At 56.3% G+C, this 15,111-nt stretch carries 11 protein-coding genes; 4 read left to right on the top strand and 7 right to left on the bottom strand.

Annotated features, from left to right (window positions below; translation table 11 throughout):
- Window positions 1–163: 163 nt before the first annotated feature.
- The 3 genes from AC2FIO_RS10645 to AC2FIO_RS10635 form a co-directional block, all read right to left on the bottom strand.
- Window positions 164–1,186, bottom strand: coding sequence for an aspartate-semialdehyde dehydrogenase (locus AC2FIO_RS10645; protein ID WP_058275078.1), 1,023 nt, complete (start codon window positions 1,184–1,186; stop codon window positions 164–166).
- A gap of 111 nt (window positions 1,187–1,297) precedes the next feature.
- Window positions 1,298–2,332: a glycosyltransferase family 4 protein gene (locus tag AC2FIO_RS10640; RefSeq protein ID WP_496697492.1), complete on the bottom strand. Its 1,035-nt coding sequence runs from the start codon at window positions 2,330–2,332 to the stop codon at window positions 1,298–1,300.
- A gap of 23 nt (window positions 2,333–2,355) precedes the next feature.
- Window positions 2,356–3,528 (bottom strand): MFS transporter, encoded by a 1,173-nt coding sequence (locus tag AC2FIO_RS10635; RefSeq protein ID WP_496697490.1) that lies wholly within the window; start codon window positions 3,526–3,528, stop codon window positions 2,356–2,358.
- 139 nt (window positions 3,529–3,667) lie between these two features.
- On the opposite strand from AC2FIO_RS10635, the gene AC2FIO_RS10630 reads away from it, so the two are divergent.
- Window positions 3,668–4,810: a DUF3095 domain-containing protein gene (locus AC2FIO_RS10630; protein ID WP_282119737.1), complete on the top strand. Its 1,143-nt coding sequence runs from the start codon at window positions 3,668–3,670 to the stop codon at window positions 4,808–4,810.
- A 4-nt stretch (window positions 4,811–4,814) separates the two neighbouring features.
- Here AC2FIO_RS10630 and AC2FIO_RS10625 read toward each other — a convergent pair whose 3' ends face one another.
- On the bottom strand, window positions 4,815–5,585 hold the full coding sequence (locus AC2FIO_RS10625) for an HpcH/HpaI aldolase family protein (protein WP_282170637.1): 771 nt from the start codon (window positions 5,583–5,585) through the stop codon (window positions 4,815–4,817).
- 15 nt (window positions 5,586–5,600) lie between these two features.
- Complete coding sequence (locus AC2FIO_RS10620) at window positions 5,601–7,013, bottom strand: pyridoxal phosphate-dependent decarboxylase family protein (RefSeq protein WP_496697488.1); 1,413 nt, start codon at window positions 7,011–7,013, stop codon at window positions 5,601–5,603.
- A 240-nt stretch (window positions 7,014–7,253) separates the two neighbouring features.
- On the opposite strand from AC2FIO_RS10620, the gene hpaR reads away from it, so the two are divergent.
- Together hpaR and AC2FIO_RS10610 are read left to right on the top strand one after the other, a co-directional pair.
- Entirely contained in the window at window positions 7,254–7,688 is a 435-nt protein-coding gene (gene hpaR / locus AC2FIO_RS10615; RefSeq protein ID WP_496697486.1) for a homoprotocatechuate degradation operon regulator HpaR, read from the top strand.
- A gap of 488 nt (window positions 7,689–8,176) precedes the next feature.
- On the top strand, window positions 8,177–8,866 hold the full coding sequence (locus tag AC2FIO_RS10610; RefSeq protein ID WP_496697647.1) for a fumarylacetoacetate hydrolase family protein: 690 nt from the start codon (window positions 8,177–8,179) through the stop codon (window positions 8,864–8,866).
- A gap of 9 nt (window positions 8,867–8,875) precedes the next feature.
- Here the strand turns inward: AC2FIO_RS10610 and AC2FIO_RS10605 are convergent, their stop codons facing one another.
- Together AC2FIO_RS10605 and AC2FIO_RS10600 are read right to left on the bottom strand one after the other, a co-directional pair.
- Window positions 8,876–10,090: a winged helix-turn-helix domain-containing protein gene (locus AC2FIO_RS10605; RefSeq protein WP_496697484.1), complete on the bottom strand. Its 1,215-nt coding sequence runs from the start codon at window positions 10,088–10,090 to the stop codon at window positions 8,876–8,878.
- Between the two features lie 4 nt (window positions 10,091–10,094).
- The gene (locus tag AC2FIO_RS10600; RefSeq protein ID WP_108860587.1) at window positions 10,095–11,120 is read right to left on the bottom strand and encodes a LacI family DNA-binding transcriptional regulator; all 1,026 of its coding nucleotides are present in this window, start codon (window positions 11,118–11,120) and stop codon (window positions 10,095–10,097) included.
- Between the two features lie 543 nt (window positions 11,121–11,663).
- Here AC2FIO_RS10600 and AC2FIO_RS10595 point away from each other — a divergent pair.
- Window positions 11,664–14,900: a M10 family metallopeptidase C-terminal domain-containing protein gene (locus AC2FIO_RS10595; RefSeq protein ID WP_496697482.1), complete on the top strand. Its 3,237-nt coding sequence runs from the start codon at window positions 11,664–11,666 to the stop codon at window positions 14,898–14,900.
- Window positions 14,901–15,111 lie beyond the last annotated feature (211 nt).

The raw sequence follows: 15,111 nt of genomic DNA, 5'->3' as shown, positions 1-15,111 counted from the left end.
GCCCCTGCTGCGTATCGAAGTGTGTATCAGCTAAAGGACAAGAGCAAGGTTTCCGGGCGATCCTGGACGCCCTTCGAGGCAGCGAAGATTCCGCGTCCCGCCAAAAATAAACCCCACTGACAGCGCAGCAGGGTTTAAACAATCCGCAGTTTCGGGTCGGGGCTTAGCCCTTCTTCAGAACCTCGCGGCCCAGAAGTTCCGCAATCTGCACTGCATTCAGCGCTGCACCTTTGCGCAGGTTGTCCGAAACGCACCACAGGTTGATACCATTCTCAACGGTCGAGTCCTGACGGATACGGCTGATGAACGTGGCAAAATCGCCCGCGCATTCGATCGGCGAGACGTAGCCGCCGGGTTCGCGCTTGTCGATCACCATGATGCCTGGGGCTTCGCGCAGGATGTCGCGGGCTTCGTCTTCGTCCAGGAATTCCTCGAACTCGATGTTCACGGCCTCAGAGTGGCCAACAAAGACTGGAACGCGGACGCATGTGGCTGTGACCTTGATCGACGGATCGACGATCTTTTTAGTCTCAACAACCATCTTCCACTCTTCCTTGGTCGAGCCGTCTTCCATGAAGACGTCGATTTGCGGAATGACGTTGAAGGCGATCTGCTTCTGGAACTTGTTTGGTGGCACGTCCGTGGTGGGATTATAGATTGCTTTGGTCTGATCCCACAGTTCGTCCATGCCTTCCTTACCGGCGCCAGACACCGACTGATAGGTCGACACGACGACGCGCTTGATGCGCGCGCGGTCATGCAGCGGCTTCAGCGCGACAACCATCTGCGCGGTCGAGCAGTTGGGGTTGGCGATGATGTTCTTGTTTTTGTAGTCGTGGATCGCCTGCGGGTTACATTCCGGCACGATCAGCGGAATGTCCGGGTCATAGCGATAGAGCGACGAGTTATCGATCACCACGCAGCCAGCTTTGGCTGCCTTTGGGGCGTAGACCTTGGTCGCTTCGGACCCCACGGCGAACAGCGCCATGTCCCAGCCGGTGAAATCGAACGTGTCCAGATCCTTGGTAGTGAGTGTCGTGTCGCCAAAGCTTACTTCGGTGCCCAGCGAACGACGGCTTGCCAGAACAGCAAGTTCATCGACGGGGAACTGGCGTTCAGCCAGAATGTTCAGCATTTCGCGGCCCACGTTACCCGTGGCGCCGACGACTACGACGCGATAGCCCATTTCATGTCTCCAATGTTAAGGACGCGCGTTCATAGCCGCGTTGCAGCAAATAAAAAAGAGTTTTCGGGGTTTATTTCGCGCAATGACACCGATTTGACGTGGCGCATCGCCTCAGGTGTCGGTCAAAAGGCGTTCATATAGCGCCACAAGCGTCTTTGCCTCACCATTGATATCGAAATTCTGCTCGACATGGGCGCGGGCTGCGATACCGGAATGGGCAAGGGATTCGCGGTCGGACAACATCTCGGCGGCGGCTTCGGCCAGCGCGGGGATATCACCAGGTTCGACCACTCGGCCCAGCGACGGGTCGGTGACGATCTCGGAGAACGCGCCTACATCCGTGGCAACAACCGGCACGCCGCAAGCCATTGCTTCCAGCGGCGTCAGGCCGAACCCTTCCCACCGTTGCGGGGCAATGAACAGGTCCAGCACCTGATACCATTCGGCGATCTGATCGACGGTCACCTCCGGCATGAACAGAATGCGGTCGGACAGGCCCGCCTTGGCGACCTTGTCTTTCAATTCGGTCAGGAAGCTGGTGTGCTTTTCCGTGGCGCGGCCCATGACGATGCCATGGACGTCGTCGAAGCGGCCGCACAGGTCGATCATTGCGTCGACAAAGGCGTCGGTGCCCTTCTGGTGACGAATGCGGCCATAGCAGCCCAGCAATAAACCATCTGGCAAACCCAGCCGCGCGCGAACTGCGGCTTTGTCTTCGGGTGGTGTGAAATCCTGCAAGTTGATGCCATGCATGATGACCTGCGCATCTCTCTCCAGATACCCGGCGGTTTTGCGCGAAGTCGCGACGACCGCGTCCATTTTGTCGATCAGCCATTTGGTGTAACCCGAATGCGCGCGTTGCGAGGCGCTGGTGAACAGCAGCTTCAATCGCAACCGCAGCACATTGCGCAGGATCAGGCCCAGCAGCATCTCGGTATTGCGGCGCGCGTGCCAGACGCGCAGTGTTTTGCGCGACAAAAAGGGCAGGCGGCCCAGCGGGATATGTGGGATGTCATCTGGCAGACCCGGCCCGGTGGCCGCGATGTCGATCCATTGCGCCTGCAGCGGCACCAACCGGGCAATCGTCGCGGTCACACCCGATAGTCTGTGTTTGAGGTTGGGGGCAATGACGCGCGGGTCGGACATGGACACTCCTGGCAGTTCCAGCGTTAGTCGACGCTGTCGCGGCTGAACAAGTAGATCACGCAGCCGATGGCCAGCGTGACCGCAAAAAAGCCGAATATCGCTGTGTAGGGCGCGGTCGGGCTGATGTCCACCGTGGCGGCATGGATGCGGCCGGTGACGAATTGCGCCAGTCCTACACCGCCAATGCCGAAGAGGTTCAGCAGGGTCATGCCGCGCCCAACCAGATGCGGCGGCACAAAGGCCCGTCCATGAGCCATGATGACCGGGAAGCTGGCCCCCAGAAACCCGATCGCTGCCATCAGAACTACCGACAGCCAAACCGCGTTGTCGACCCAAAGGCACATCAGAACCAGCCCCACTGTGCCCAGCGCGTTGCCGCCAAAGATCACCCATTTTCGCGTGCCCAGCATTCGATCGAGCGGCCCATACGCAAAGGTACCTGCAATCATCGCCGCCCCCATGATCAGGGTCGCTGTCCCGATCTGGGTGGTGCTAAGACCGAAGATATCGCTGAGGTATGGCCCGGCCCAAAGGCCGCGCGTTGCCGCCGACGGGGCATAGGCCACCAGCATCAGCGGCAAGATCGCCCACAGGGCGGGCTCTTTCAGCAGGTCCAGCACCGATCCCCTGTGTTCGGTCTCGACACGTTTGGGATCATGCACGCTGAACCAGATGCCCAACGCGATCGCGGCGGAAAAAACGGCCAGCGTCCCCATCGTGGCCCGCCAACCCATCAGCTCAACCGCCAGCGCAGTAGGGTACGAGGCAACCAGATTGCCGACCGATCCAACGCCCAGCATGACAGCCGCCAAAGTGGCGAAGCGGGCAGGTGGGAATTCGCGGGCGAAGATATAGTAAGATGCCATCAACACCGGTGAGCAGCCGACCCCGATCAACCCCATGGCGATGGCGATGTGAAAAGGGGAGCTGGATAGGGCAAACAATGCCGCTCCGCCGGCACCACCGACCAGCAGCAAGACCGCCGCCGTCAGGCGCGGTCCAACTCGGTCCAGTGCCCAGCCTACGGGCAACTGCATGGCGGCAAAGATCAGAAACCATAGACCGGACGCAAAGGCCAGATCCTCGGGTGTGGCCCCGATATCGCGCCCCAGATCAACACTGAGAACCGCGAGAAAGGCGCGAAAGAACTGGCTGAGCACATAGCCCAGGCACAACACCACCAGACCTGCCTTCATGAAAACCCTCTCCCCCAAACCGGCGAAGAAATGCTTGGCACGTCACGGTGCCACACACAAGCGCGTGTGCTATACTGATTTTGCCGGACAGTGATCACATTCGGGCTATCCTTGTCCTTACCGATTATCCGAGGTGCCAATGAAAGACGCCCAGGCCGCGTTCTATGACAGTCTTCCCCTGTTGCGGGACTTTACCCGTTTGGTGGATCCGGCGCGTTTCTCGGCTGTTCCGGGCGATTGGGCGTTGGGTGTGGCTGATATCGTAGACTCCACCGGTGAGATTGCAAAAGGACGATACAAGACGGTCAACATGGTCGGCGCGGCGGTGATCTCGGGCATGATCAACGCGCTCCACGGCAAGGAGTTCCCTTATGTTTTTGGCGGCGACGGAGCCGGATTCGCCGTGCCCGCAAGTGAGATCGACACCGCCAAAGCGGTATTGGCGGACCTCAGGCGCTGGGCGGAAGAAGAATTCTCGATCTCGCTACGCGCGGCGTTGGTTCCGGTTGCCGAAATTCGTAAGGCCGGAAAGGACCTGCGGGTCGCGCGTTATGCGCCGTCTGATGGGGTGGATTACGCCATGTTCTCGGGTGGCGGGTTGGCCTGGGCTGAGGCGCAGATGAAGGCTGGTACCTTTATGGTGCCGCCTGCCAAACCTGGTGCACAGCCCGACCTAACCGGTTTGTCCTGCCGGTGGTCCAACAGCAAGGCACGCAATGGTCAAATCGTCTCGGTCGTCGTTCAGCCCACAGCAAATGCGACCGAGAGTGACTTTGCGGATTTGGCCCGCTCGGTTCTGTCAGCTTCGGAGGGGTTGGAGCGTTCGGGTCATCCAGTACCAGAAGATGGCCCGCCGATCAGCTGGCCACCGCCGGATGTTGGCCTGGATGCCCGCGTATCACGAGCTGGGAACAATTTGTTGCTGCAGCGGATCAAATTGCTGGGCCAGAACTTTTTGATCGCCCTGTTGTTCACATCGGGCAAACGGTTGGGCAATTTCGAACCCGGCCATTACAAGCGCATGGTCAGCCGCAACGCCGACTACCGTAAATTCGATGATGGGCTGAAAATGACGCTGGATTGTGACGCTGCCACGTTGACGCAAATCCGGATGATGCTTGAACAGGCACGCGGACAGGGCAAGATCCGCTATGGGCTGCATGCGCAAGACGAGGCAATGATGACCTGTATCGTCCCCTCGGCGACGCGCGACGATCATGTTCACTTTGTGGATGGGGCATCGGGTGGTTATGCGCAGGCCGCGGCCACCATGTACGCCTGACGCGCTATTTCGCCTTCCATTTCGCCGCCAGCGCCCGGGATGCCTGCGCCAGCAACATCACGTCAATGCCGACCGCAAGAAACTGTGCGCCCATTTCATAATAGGCTTGGCTGGCCTCGTCATTGGTGCCCAGAATGCCGGGCGCTTTGCCCGCGGCCCTGATCCTTGTGATGCCATCCGCAATGACAGCGCGCACTTCCGGCGCTGCGCTGTTTCCCTGATATCCCATGTCCGTGGACAGGTCCGCAGGGCCAATAAACACTCCGTCGATGCCTTCAACCATCAGGATATCATCCAGCGCAGCCATACCGGCGCGGTTTTCCACCTGAACCAAAAGGCAAATTTGATCGTCTGCAGATTGAATGTACTCGGGGATCGAGCCGTACATTGTCGCCCGGGCCGCACCGGCCCCAACGCCACGCACACCCGTCGGGGGATAGCGGCAGTCCCGAACCAATTGTTGCGCCTGATCGGCGGTTTCGACCATCGGTACCAGAACGGTTTGCGCCCCGGCATCCAGCACCATCTTGATCAAAGCGGTGTCGCCAACCGGAACCCGCACCACCGGATGCGAGGAGCTGGCAGCCAACGCCATAAGCTGATCACGGATTGATCGGATATCGTTCGGCGCGTGTTCACCATCAATGACCAGCCAGTCGAATCCGGCGGTGCCCATAATTTCGGCAGTGATGGATTCCGCAAAACTCATCCAGCAGCCTATCTGCCGATCACCCTGTATTAGAGCCTGTTTGAAGCTGTTTTTTGGGACTGGCATGGCCGGACCTCCTGTTTATGTCAGTGTGCGGGCGATTTCGGTTATGACGTCATAGGCCATTCGAACATCGTCTTCGGTGGTTTCGAACTGACCGGCCTGAAAACGGATCACCAGATCACCATCCACGCGGGTTTGCGTCAAATAGATGCGGCCGTCGTCATTGATGGCGTTCACCAAGCGCAGGTTCAAATCGTCCAGGTCTGTTTGGCCCGTCGGTGCATAGCGGAACGTCCACAATGACCACATCGGCTGAGTGACGATTTGGAAATCCGCCTCGCTCGCGAGCCGATCATGCAGCGCTACGGACCAGTTCACGTGATTGCGCAGGCGTTGGCGCAACCCTTCCAGCCCATATGCCCGGATCACGAACCACAGTTTGAGCGCCCGGAACCGACGGCCAAGTGGCACAGACCATTCCGAATAGTTGATGATACCGTCCTTGCCATGGGTCTTGAGGTATTCAGGGCTGATCGCCAGCGTCTGCACCAGATCATCGGGGTCTTTCAGGAAATGCGCACAGCAATCGAACTGCACACCCAGCCATTTATGCGGGTTGAAAACGATACTGTCGGCCTGATCCACGCCGGGCCAGTAGTGGCGGTATTCCGGGCAGATCATGGCCGATCCGGCCCAGGCCGCATCTACGTGGGAGTAAAGCCCGTATTCCTGGGCGATCTTCAAACATTCATCTACGGGATCGGTGGCCCCCGTTCCTGTACCGCCAACGCAAAGGATGACGCCCGCCGGATGCAAACCAGAGTCTAAATCGGCCTGGATCGCTGCCTCCAGTGCTGCGGGATCCATCCCGCGCCAATCTCCCTTGATCGGAATCCGAACCAGATTGTCTTGCCCAATCCCCGCAACCCAAATGGCACGATCGACTGACGTGTGCACTTCGGCCGAGCAATAGACGCGCAGAGGTTCTTGCCCAAAAAGACCCTGTTGATTTCCCTGCCACTTCAACGCCTTTTCGCGCATCGTTAGCACAGCAGCCAATGTCGCTGACGAGGCGGAGTCCTGAATAACGCCAGCGAAACCCTCGGGCAGGTCCAGCGCGTGGCGCAACCAGTCCATCATCCGTGTTTCCATCTCGGTCGCAGCCGGAGACGTTTGCCACAACATACATTGCGGTGCGATGGCGCTGGCCAGAAACTCGGCCAGGACCGATGGGGCAGAGGCGTTCGAATTGAAATAGGCAAAGAACCTTGGATGTTGCCAATGGGTGATTCCCGGCATCACGATCTGTTCGAAATCCTGAAACACGTCCTCCAGTGGATGCGCGTGCTCGGGTGGCCGCGCGGGCAAGGCATTGAGGATATCCCCCGGCTCAGTCCGGGCGCGGACGGGCTTGTCACCTACAGTCAGGTGGTAATCCTGCGTCCACTCGGCAATTCGTTTGCCCCAATCCGAAAACTCATCCCACTTCATCTTAACCCTCAGATTTCTGCCAACCCCGGGATCGGACCGGGACTTAGTTTCTTTGCGCGTCCAGTGATCGTCATTCTGAAGAAAACGTCAATATTAATTGCTTTGTTTACTAATTTTGAGATGCGGCTCGAAACTGCGGTGTGCCTAAAAGGGTAGTATATTGCACGTTCAAGTTACTGATATCATAACTAAAATTCTTGGACGGTTGCAGTTTGATCCAATTTGGGCAAAAATTCCAATATGACCAGAGACCTGCCTAATACGTCCCGCTCATTGCCGATTGCACTGCTGCGGGCGCGCGAAAGGGTCATGGGGCCCATTCGAAATATGCTGGCTGATGCGGGTGTTACGGAACAGCAATGGCGCGTTCTGCGTGTTCTGAAAGAAGAAGGCCCTCAAGAGCCATCGCATATAGCGGATCGATCGTGCCTTTTGCTGCCCAGTCTGACGCGCATTCTGCAAAAACTGGAAGCCAAGGATTTGATCCGGCGCCGGGTCCATCCCGAGGATAAGCGTCGTCAGATCATCGATATCACGGCGAAAGGCCAAAAGATCATCCAAGACAACATGCAGGTGACACTACGTCTGGCTGAAGAGATCAAGACTCAGCTAGGCCCGGATCGGCACGAAGCGCTGCTGGACTTACTGAATGATCTGCATGATTTGAAGACCTGATCGCACGTCGCGCATGCAACGGCTTTTGTCCCCGCCAGAGAAGTATGGGTATCCTCCGGCGGGGTGGCCAGACTTTGACTGGACTGCGTGTCTGGCCCGCGGCCGGATGGATTTATCCGGCTCACACCTCAGAGAAACAGCCACCTGAAAATAAGCGGACATCCGGACGCAAAGACCGTGTGGGGGTACAGGTCTTTGGCCGTCGCTCTCTGATTCAGTTGCACTCGCCAACAGGCAAATCACCTGATCAGCGACGAGTGGATTTCGGATATCGCCAGGGAATGAGTGTCAAAACGATGGTGGCGTGATCCATGATACAACCAAAGGTAGCGCGCACCCAAGGCTTTCCAAGGCAAAACTTTGAATTGTGAACAGCCAGCCACGGGGCTAGTTCGCGTGATGGTGATGCCTGGCGCGAACCTGCATGGCTTGTTCAACTGGTCCCGCCAACTAAGAAACAAGCTGCAAGTTGCAGTTAGGGGGCTTTGATACCGGACAGCTTGTTTTCCTTACCCGACCCGATTTCGATCCCGGTTGAGGGTGAATTGTCGACCTATCCCGTGGGGCGCATTTTCTGTGTCGGCCGAAATTATGCGGCCCATGCGGCCGAAATGGGAAATGAGGTCGATCGTGAGGCGTCTTTCTACTTTACAAAATCTGCTCTGAACGCGGTTCTGTCGGGTGCAACCGTGCCTTATCCGCCTGGAACTGAGAATTTTCACCACGAGATGGAACTGGCGGTCGCGATCGGCAAACCCGTTTTCCGTGCGACGCGTGCCGATGCGCTGGATGCGGTTTATGGCTATGGTTGTTCGTTGGACATGACGCGCCGTGACCTGCAAGTCCGCGAACGGAATAAACAGCGCCCGTGGCATTTGGGCAAGGATCTGGAAAACGGCACTGTGTTGGCCGCTTTGACCCGCGCGGCAGATTGGTCCCCGGACGACAAGAAACGCATCTATCTTAACGTGAACGGGGAAACGCGGCAGGACGCGACGCTGGAAGAGCTGATCTGGAAGATAGATGAGGTCATCTGCCATTTGTCCGGATACTATCACCTGCGGCCCGGTGATCCGATCCTGACTGGTACACCGGCTGGAGTTGGCCCGGTGTTGGCGGGCGATTTCCTGGAAGGCGGGATAGACGGGTTACAGTCTATCAGCCTGAGTCTGATCTGAAAAAAGACCCTATTTAGGGTCATTTAACCAATCACGGGCGAATTCCACGTTGTCCAGCCCGGCAAATCGTCGGACTCGGTCGAGCTCTGACTGCAACCTTTTGGTTCTGGCATCGGACCAGCGCACGGATCGTTCCGGCCATAAGGCGCTGATTTGCAGCGCCCCGCAATCCCGGTTGGCTTTCATGTCAATCCGCCCGATCAATCGGTCGCCCTCAAGCAACGGGAACACATAGTAACCGTAAGTGCGCTTTGGGGCAGGTACAAAAACCTCGATGCGATAGTGAAAGCCGAACAACCGTTCGGCACGGTTACGGTCGCGCAGCATGGGATCAAATGGGCTAAGGACCCGAATGCGGCCTGGGGGACGGGGTGCAGCCTCTGCATCCTCGGAAATGTTTGGTCGGGCGATCACTTTGCGCAGCTTGCCGTCCGCGCAGGTCACCTCGATTTCTTCCAATTTTCCCTGAATTAGACCCTGTTCACACCAGAATTTTGCCTCGCTTGTCGTGACAGTGTCCCAAAACGCAGCCAATTCGCCCGAGGTTGCAAACCCCAACCGATCAAGCGCCGCGTTGCACAGCCAATCCACCGTCTCCTCGGCATCACAGGGCATATTGCCCAGGCAAAGATGCGTTTCGATCACCCGCTCAGTCAGATCATAGCGCTTTTGAAATCCTTGCCGCCCTATGACCGTCAGTGCGCCCGAGCGCCAAAGAAACTCCAGCGCCGTTTTTGACGGATGCCAGTCCCACCAGCCGCCGGACCCCTTTTTCTCGTCCTTGCCAACATCGGACGAGGATACTGGCCCGTGATCCCGGATATGTTGCAGAACGGTTTCAAATCGCTGCTCGAACCCGTCGCGGCGCCAGTTTTTCCATCGGGACTTCAGCAGATCTGCATCGCGCTGAAACCGCAAATGCCAGTGCGGATAAAACGCCATCGGAATGACAGCGGCGTCATGGGTCCAGTGTTCAAACAGTGCCCTGTCGCTTTCGTACAAGCGTTTGAGATTGCCTGCGCGATAGGATGGGCGCCGCGAAAACAGGATCATGTCATGGGCGCGCGCAACCGTGTTGATGCTGTCCAATTGCACAAAGCCAAGACGATGGATCAGGTCCAGCAATTCCGCGCCTTTTGCGCCGCCCGATGGCGGCTCGGCCAATGCATGACGATCCATGAACAGCGCGCGAGCTGTTCGGTTGTCCAGCCGTTGCAGCACCACGCGTTCAGCGCCGCTTTAGGGTGTCGCCAAAGCTGATCTTGGGGGTCAGGGTCACACGCGTGTCGACCTCGGCATTGGGATCAGCCAATTGCGCCGCGATGATCTCTGCGGCTGTGCGTCCGATCTCCAACCTGCAGGCGTCCATTGTGGCCAGCTTGCGCGGCAGACCCTGCAAAAGCTCGACGTTATTGAACCCGGCCAGGCCGATCTGTCCCGGCACATCAATACCCTGATCCAGCAGATACAGCAGTCCACCGGCACCGATCATGTCGTTGGAGTAGTAGAGGAAATCCAGATCGGGGGACCGTTCCAGCATGGTCTGGGTCATCTCACGCCCTTTGGCCAGAGCCGATCCACCAGAGTAGAATTCGCGATCCTCGATCTCGACCCCGTGTTTGCCCAGAACTTCGGTGAAGCCTTCGAACCGTTTGCGCGCCCGGTGATCCAGCGGCATTTTGGTGCCCATGAACCCTATATGCTCATAGCCCGCCTTCAGGATCGCCTGCGCCATTTCGCGCCCGGCACGGCGATGGGAAATCCCAACCATCGCGTCGACCGGTTTGCCGTCGGTGTCCATGATCTCGACCACTGGAATACCCGCGGAATCCAACATGGCGCGCGCGGCCTCGGTGTGTTCGAGGCCAGCAATGATCACTCCGGACGGCCGCCACGAGAGCATCTCGTACAGCACTTTTTCTTCTTTTTCCGGCATATAGTCGGTGACGCCCACAACCGGTTGCAACTCGGTGTCTTCCAGCACTTGATTGATACCTGTCAGAACCTCGGGGAAGACCATGTTCGACAGCGAGGGGATAATCACCGCCACCAAATTCACCCGGCTGGAGGCCAATGCGCCTGCGATTTTGTTTGGCACATACCCCAGCTCTTTCGCGGCGGCCAAGACGCGGGTGCGTGTGGCGTCCGAAACATCGCCCCTGTTCCGTAGAACCCGACTGACCGTCATTTCCGACACTCCGGATGCTTCCGATACATCACGAAGGGTAAGCGGGCGTTTGGTTTCTGTTGTCACTGAGGCACCTGCGATGTTGTTTTGCCCGATGGTAGCGTGAACAGCGCAAGTTTTACAACCGTCGCGCAAAGGTCATGGCGACCCCGAAAAACCCGGTTAGAAAGAGCCGTGCGCGGGTCCGTGGCTTAACCGGATAGAGCAGCCCCCTCTTAAGTGCTCACGAATCCTGCCTTAATGACAGGCAAGCGTGCAAAAGTGCTATGAACTGGCCGTATAGATCAGGCGACGCGTGATAACACTCTGCCAGACATCGACAACACAGCACAAAAACGTAATGGAAATTCGACCGCACAACCAATTTCCATTTCTACTTTAGCATCATGCATATTGAGGATTTAGTGTGGGGTTTTTAACCGAAAATCTTCAAAAAAGAGAGGTTGATCAGCGGTAAAAATTGGGTAGATGCTTTTAACCTCACGTTAACAGCTAAGTCTGTTGTTTTTTTCTTTCAATTTCACGAAAGTGAGGTTTCGTCGCCTTAATTGGGTCATCATTTTTAGAGAAAACCCGAGCAATCAATATCGTTTAAGTTGAGAATCCCTAATGACTGCTACTACATTTGTCGCAAGACCGCCTGCATCCTCCCCCCTCAGTGCAATTCAAGGTACGCGCGCATATGGCGATGGCAACCCTGCGACCGTTACCACGATTACATACCATTTCGGGAATTTCCTAGATACACGGACGTGGACTTCAGAGTACAAAGCCGAGTTTCGTGCGGCGCTCGCTGCGATAGAAGCTGTGGCGAACATCAGATTTGTCGAAACTCCATTTTTTGGGTCGGCTGATCTGGTGGAAGCTATCGCGCCGGCGACATTTTTTGATTCACCGAATGTTCTTGGGTTTCATTCCACCCCATCCGATGGGGTCTCTGTTGGCGCCTTCAACACGAATTTCTGGACAGCCGGTTTTAACAGCAACGGCGACCCGGGTGGATTCTTCTTTACGACATTGCTGCACGAATTGGGCCACGCGCTTGGGTTAGGTCATCCACAGGATGATGGTCTGGGCACGACGGTCATGGCCGGGGTTACCGCGCCTTTTAACTCATTTGGTGTCGGCGGCCTTAATCAGGGTGCCTACACAGTCATGTCATACAATGACGGCTGGACCTCAAAGAACGGAACTCTCCCGGCAAATGCGACTTATGGTGGGTCGACCGGGTTAGGTGCTCTGGACATCGCGGCGCTTCAGGCCATGTACGGTGCGAACACCTCGACCAACTCGGGGAATAATACATATGTCATCCCGTCCGCGAACGTCGCAGGTGTCGGATATCAGGCTATCTGGGACACCGGCGGTTATGACTCGATCTGGTATCAGGGTAGTGCGAACGCAAGAATCGACTTGCGCCCGGCGACACTGGATTACACTGACACCGGTGGCGGTGTAATTTCGTTTGCCGAAGGAGTAAAAGGCGGCTTTACCATCGCACAGGGGGTTGTGATCGAAAACGCCTATGGCGGTGCAGGTGACGATCTGATCTTTGGCAACAATGCCCAGAACATTTTGCGCGGCAACAGCGGCCACGACACGTTCCAGTCACTTTCGGATGGAAGCGATAACTCAATCTTCGGCGGGTATGGTAACGACTTGATTTACGTCGCGGTCAGCACCGGTGCAGATCAGGTATTTGGCGAACAAGGCAATGATGTTGCCGTTATTTCAAGCAATGCCGGATCTTTCTCCGGCGGAACCGGCACAGATATCGCTAGGTTTGTCAGTGCGCTGAGCGGTTATCTGTTCATTAGTAACGGTTCGACTTACCAGTTTCTGAATGTCGTAACGCGTATCACGTTTTCGATTTCAAGTGACGTGGAACTGATCCAATTCCAGAACGGTTTGATTCAGTATGACCGGTCAAGCATCATAAACGCGACACAGCTTTCGGATATCGACACCACTGGATTGACACTGAAGCACGCAAATCAGGGTGTCTATGTAGTGGATGCGGGCAACTCGAATGTCGGTGTGACTTTGAATAGTCAGGCGGTCGGACAAAACTCGATTGCAGGTTGGCAAGCCGTTCAGACCGAAGTGTATTTAAGTGGCTATAAACTGCTTTGGAAACACGCAAGCGGAGCATTCAGCGAGTGGTACATCAACAGCGCGGGTCAGTTTGTCGCCAGCGCCGGCATCCAAAACATTGTCGACTTCGAAACATACTACAATGTCGATCTAAATAACGACGGACGGACAGGTCACTTCTCGACCCTTGTTGAAAACACGGGGGGCACTTCGCTCTTTTCGTCCACTCATGAAGTTTATCTTCTGAACGACAATATTGGCTTGACCCTGAACGGCGGCCTTATCGGTGCTAACAGCATTGCCGGTTGGCAAGCGATTCAGGCCGAAGCCATCGAAGGTGGTTTCAAGGTGCTGTGGAAGAATGGGGACGGTGCGTACAGCGAATGGACCGTTAACAGCGCAGGTCAGTTTCAAGGCAGCAACGGGGTCGGAAATGTCATCGACGTCGAGGCGTTCTACAATGTCGATCTGAATAACGACGGTCGGACTGGACACTTCTCAACCCTTATCGAAAATGACGGGGACACGTCTTTCTACTCGTCAACTCATGGCGTTTATCTGCTGAACGACAATATCGGTCTGACCCTGAACGATGGGCTGCTGCTGGTCGGCCCTGGCACTCTGGCCGGATGGGATGCGATTCAGGCCGAAGCCATTGAAGGTGGTTTCAAGGTGCTGTGGAAGAACGCGGACGGTGCGTACAGCGAATGGACCGTTGACGCCGACGGCAAGTTTCAAAGCAGCAACGGGGTCGGAAATGTCATCGACGTCGAAGCGTTCTACAACGTTGACTTAAATAACGACGGCCGCACCGGACACTTCTCAACCCTTATCGAAAACGACGGAGACACGTCTTTCTACTCGTCGACCCATGGCGTTTACCTTCTGAACGACAATATTGGTCTGACCCTCAACGGCGGGCTTGTCGGCCCCGGTACTATTGGCGGTTGGGATGCGATTCACGCCGAAGCCTCTGGCGGCAACTACAAGGTGCTGTGGAAGAACGCGGACGGTGCGTACAGCGAATGGACCGTTGGCGCCGACGGCAAGTTTAAAGGCAGCAACGGGGTCGAAAATGTCATCGACGTCGAAGAGTTCTACAACGTCGATCTGAATGATGACGGCCGGACCGGGCATTTCACGACTACTATAGAAACGAACGGATCCACCACGCTCGCCTCATCAACGCGCGGTGTTTATGTGATCAATGCCTCGATCGAGCTGACACTGAACGAAGCCAAAATCGGCCCCAACAGCTTCCCCGGTTGGCAAGCGCTTCATGCCGAGGCATTTGAGGATGGCTTTAAAGTGCTGTGGAAGAATGAGGATGGCGCGTTTAGCGAATGGACGGTTTCCGTTACCGGAGAATTTGTTAGCAGCGTGGCTATCGCGGAGGTAATCGACGTTGAAAGCTTCTATCAATACGATCTGAACGGCGATGGTAACCTTGGGTATGAAGAGCCAAGGCTGAGCCCGTTCTTGCCAACGGCAGGGCTTGCAGTGAGCGCCAGGGAAGCCTCGGACAACGCGCTTCTGGAGGAACCTGCTGATCTTCTCAAATTCGCTTCTGACCTCTTGCCGGCGGATGAAATTGAAGATGACTTTTCTTTGTTGTTCTCAAGCCGATCTGAACTGTCTGGTAGCGAAGGGTCCGAGCGGCAAGCTGGGTCTCTTTTGAAGGAATTCGAAGGCATTGAAGACGATGATCAGGTGATTTCAACCTTGTTAGAAGACGACGCCTTTCTTCTGTAAAAGCAATAATGAAGCTAATGTCAGTCCCATCGGTTTTGACTGGGCTGTTTGGCGCAGGGCTGGAACGGCGAGAAGTAAAAATGTCGTATCTGTTTGGGATAGCTGACGTTCTGAAGCTGCGTAGGGTATCCTGATTTAAACCGTCGATGTAGGCAACGCTTAGATCAACCGCGCGCCCTATCTTTCAAAAAGCGAGGGCTCAGGCCCCTTG

It is taken from the genome of Ruegeria sp. CDSB086, from assembly GCF_059611065.1.
This window is presented reverse-complemented; position numbering and strand designations above follow the sequence as displayed.

Bases quoted from the DNA above. Each gene is read 5' to 3' on its own strand.
- AC2FIO_RS10625 (WP_282170637.1), bottom strand. From the start codon at position 5,585: ATGCCAGTCCCAAAAAACAGCTTCAAACAGGCTCTAATACAGGGTGAT.
- AC2FIO_RS10640 (WP_496697492.1), bottom strand. From the start codon at position 2,332: ATGTCCGACCCGCGCGTCATTGCCCCCAACCTCAAACACAGACTATCG.
- AC2FIO_RS10645 (WP_058275078.1), bottom strand. From the start codon at position 1,186: ATGGGCTATCGCGTCGTAGTCGTCGGCGCCACGGGTAACGTGGGCCGC.
- AC2FIO_RS10635 (WP_496697490.1), bottom strand. From the start codon at position 3,528: ATGAAGGCAGGTCTGGTGGTGTTGTGCCTGGGCTATGTGCTCAGCCAG.
- AC2FIO_RS10595 (WP_496697482.1), top strand. From the start codon at position 11,664: ATGACTGCTACTACATTTGTCGCAAGACCGCCTGCATCCTCCCCCCTC.
- AC2FIO_RS10630 (WP_282119737.1), top strand. From the start codon at position 3,668: ATGAAAGACGCCCAGGCCGCGTTCTATGACAGTCTTCCCCTGTTGCGG.
- AC2FIO_RS10620 (WP_496697488.1), bottom strand. From the start codon at position 7,013: ATGAAGTGGGATGAGTTTTCGGATTGGGGCAAACGAATTGCCGAGTGG.
- hpaR (WP_496697486.1), top strand. From the start codon at position 7,254: ATGACCAGAGACCTGCCTAATACGTCCCGCTCATTGCCGATTGCACTG.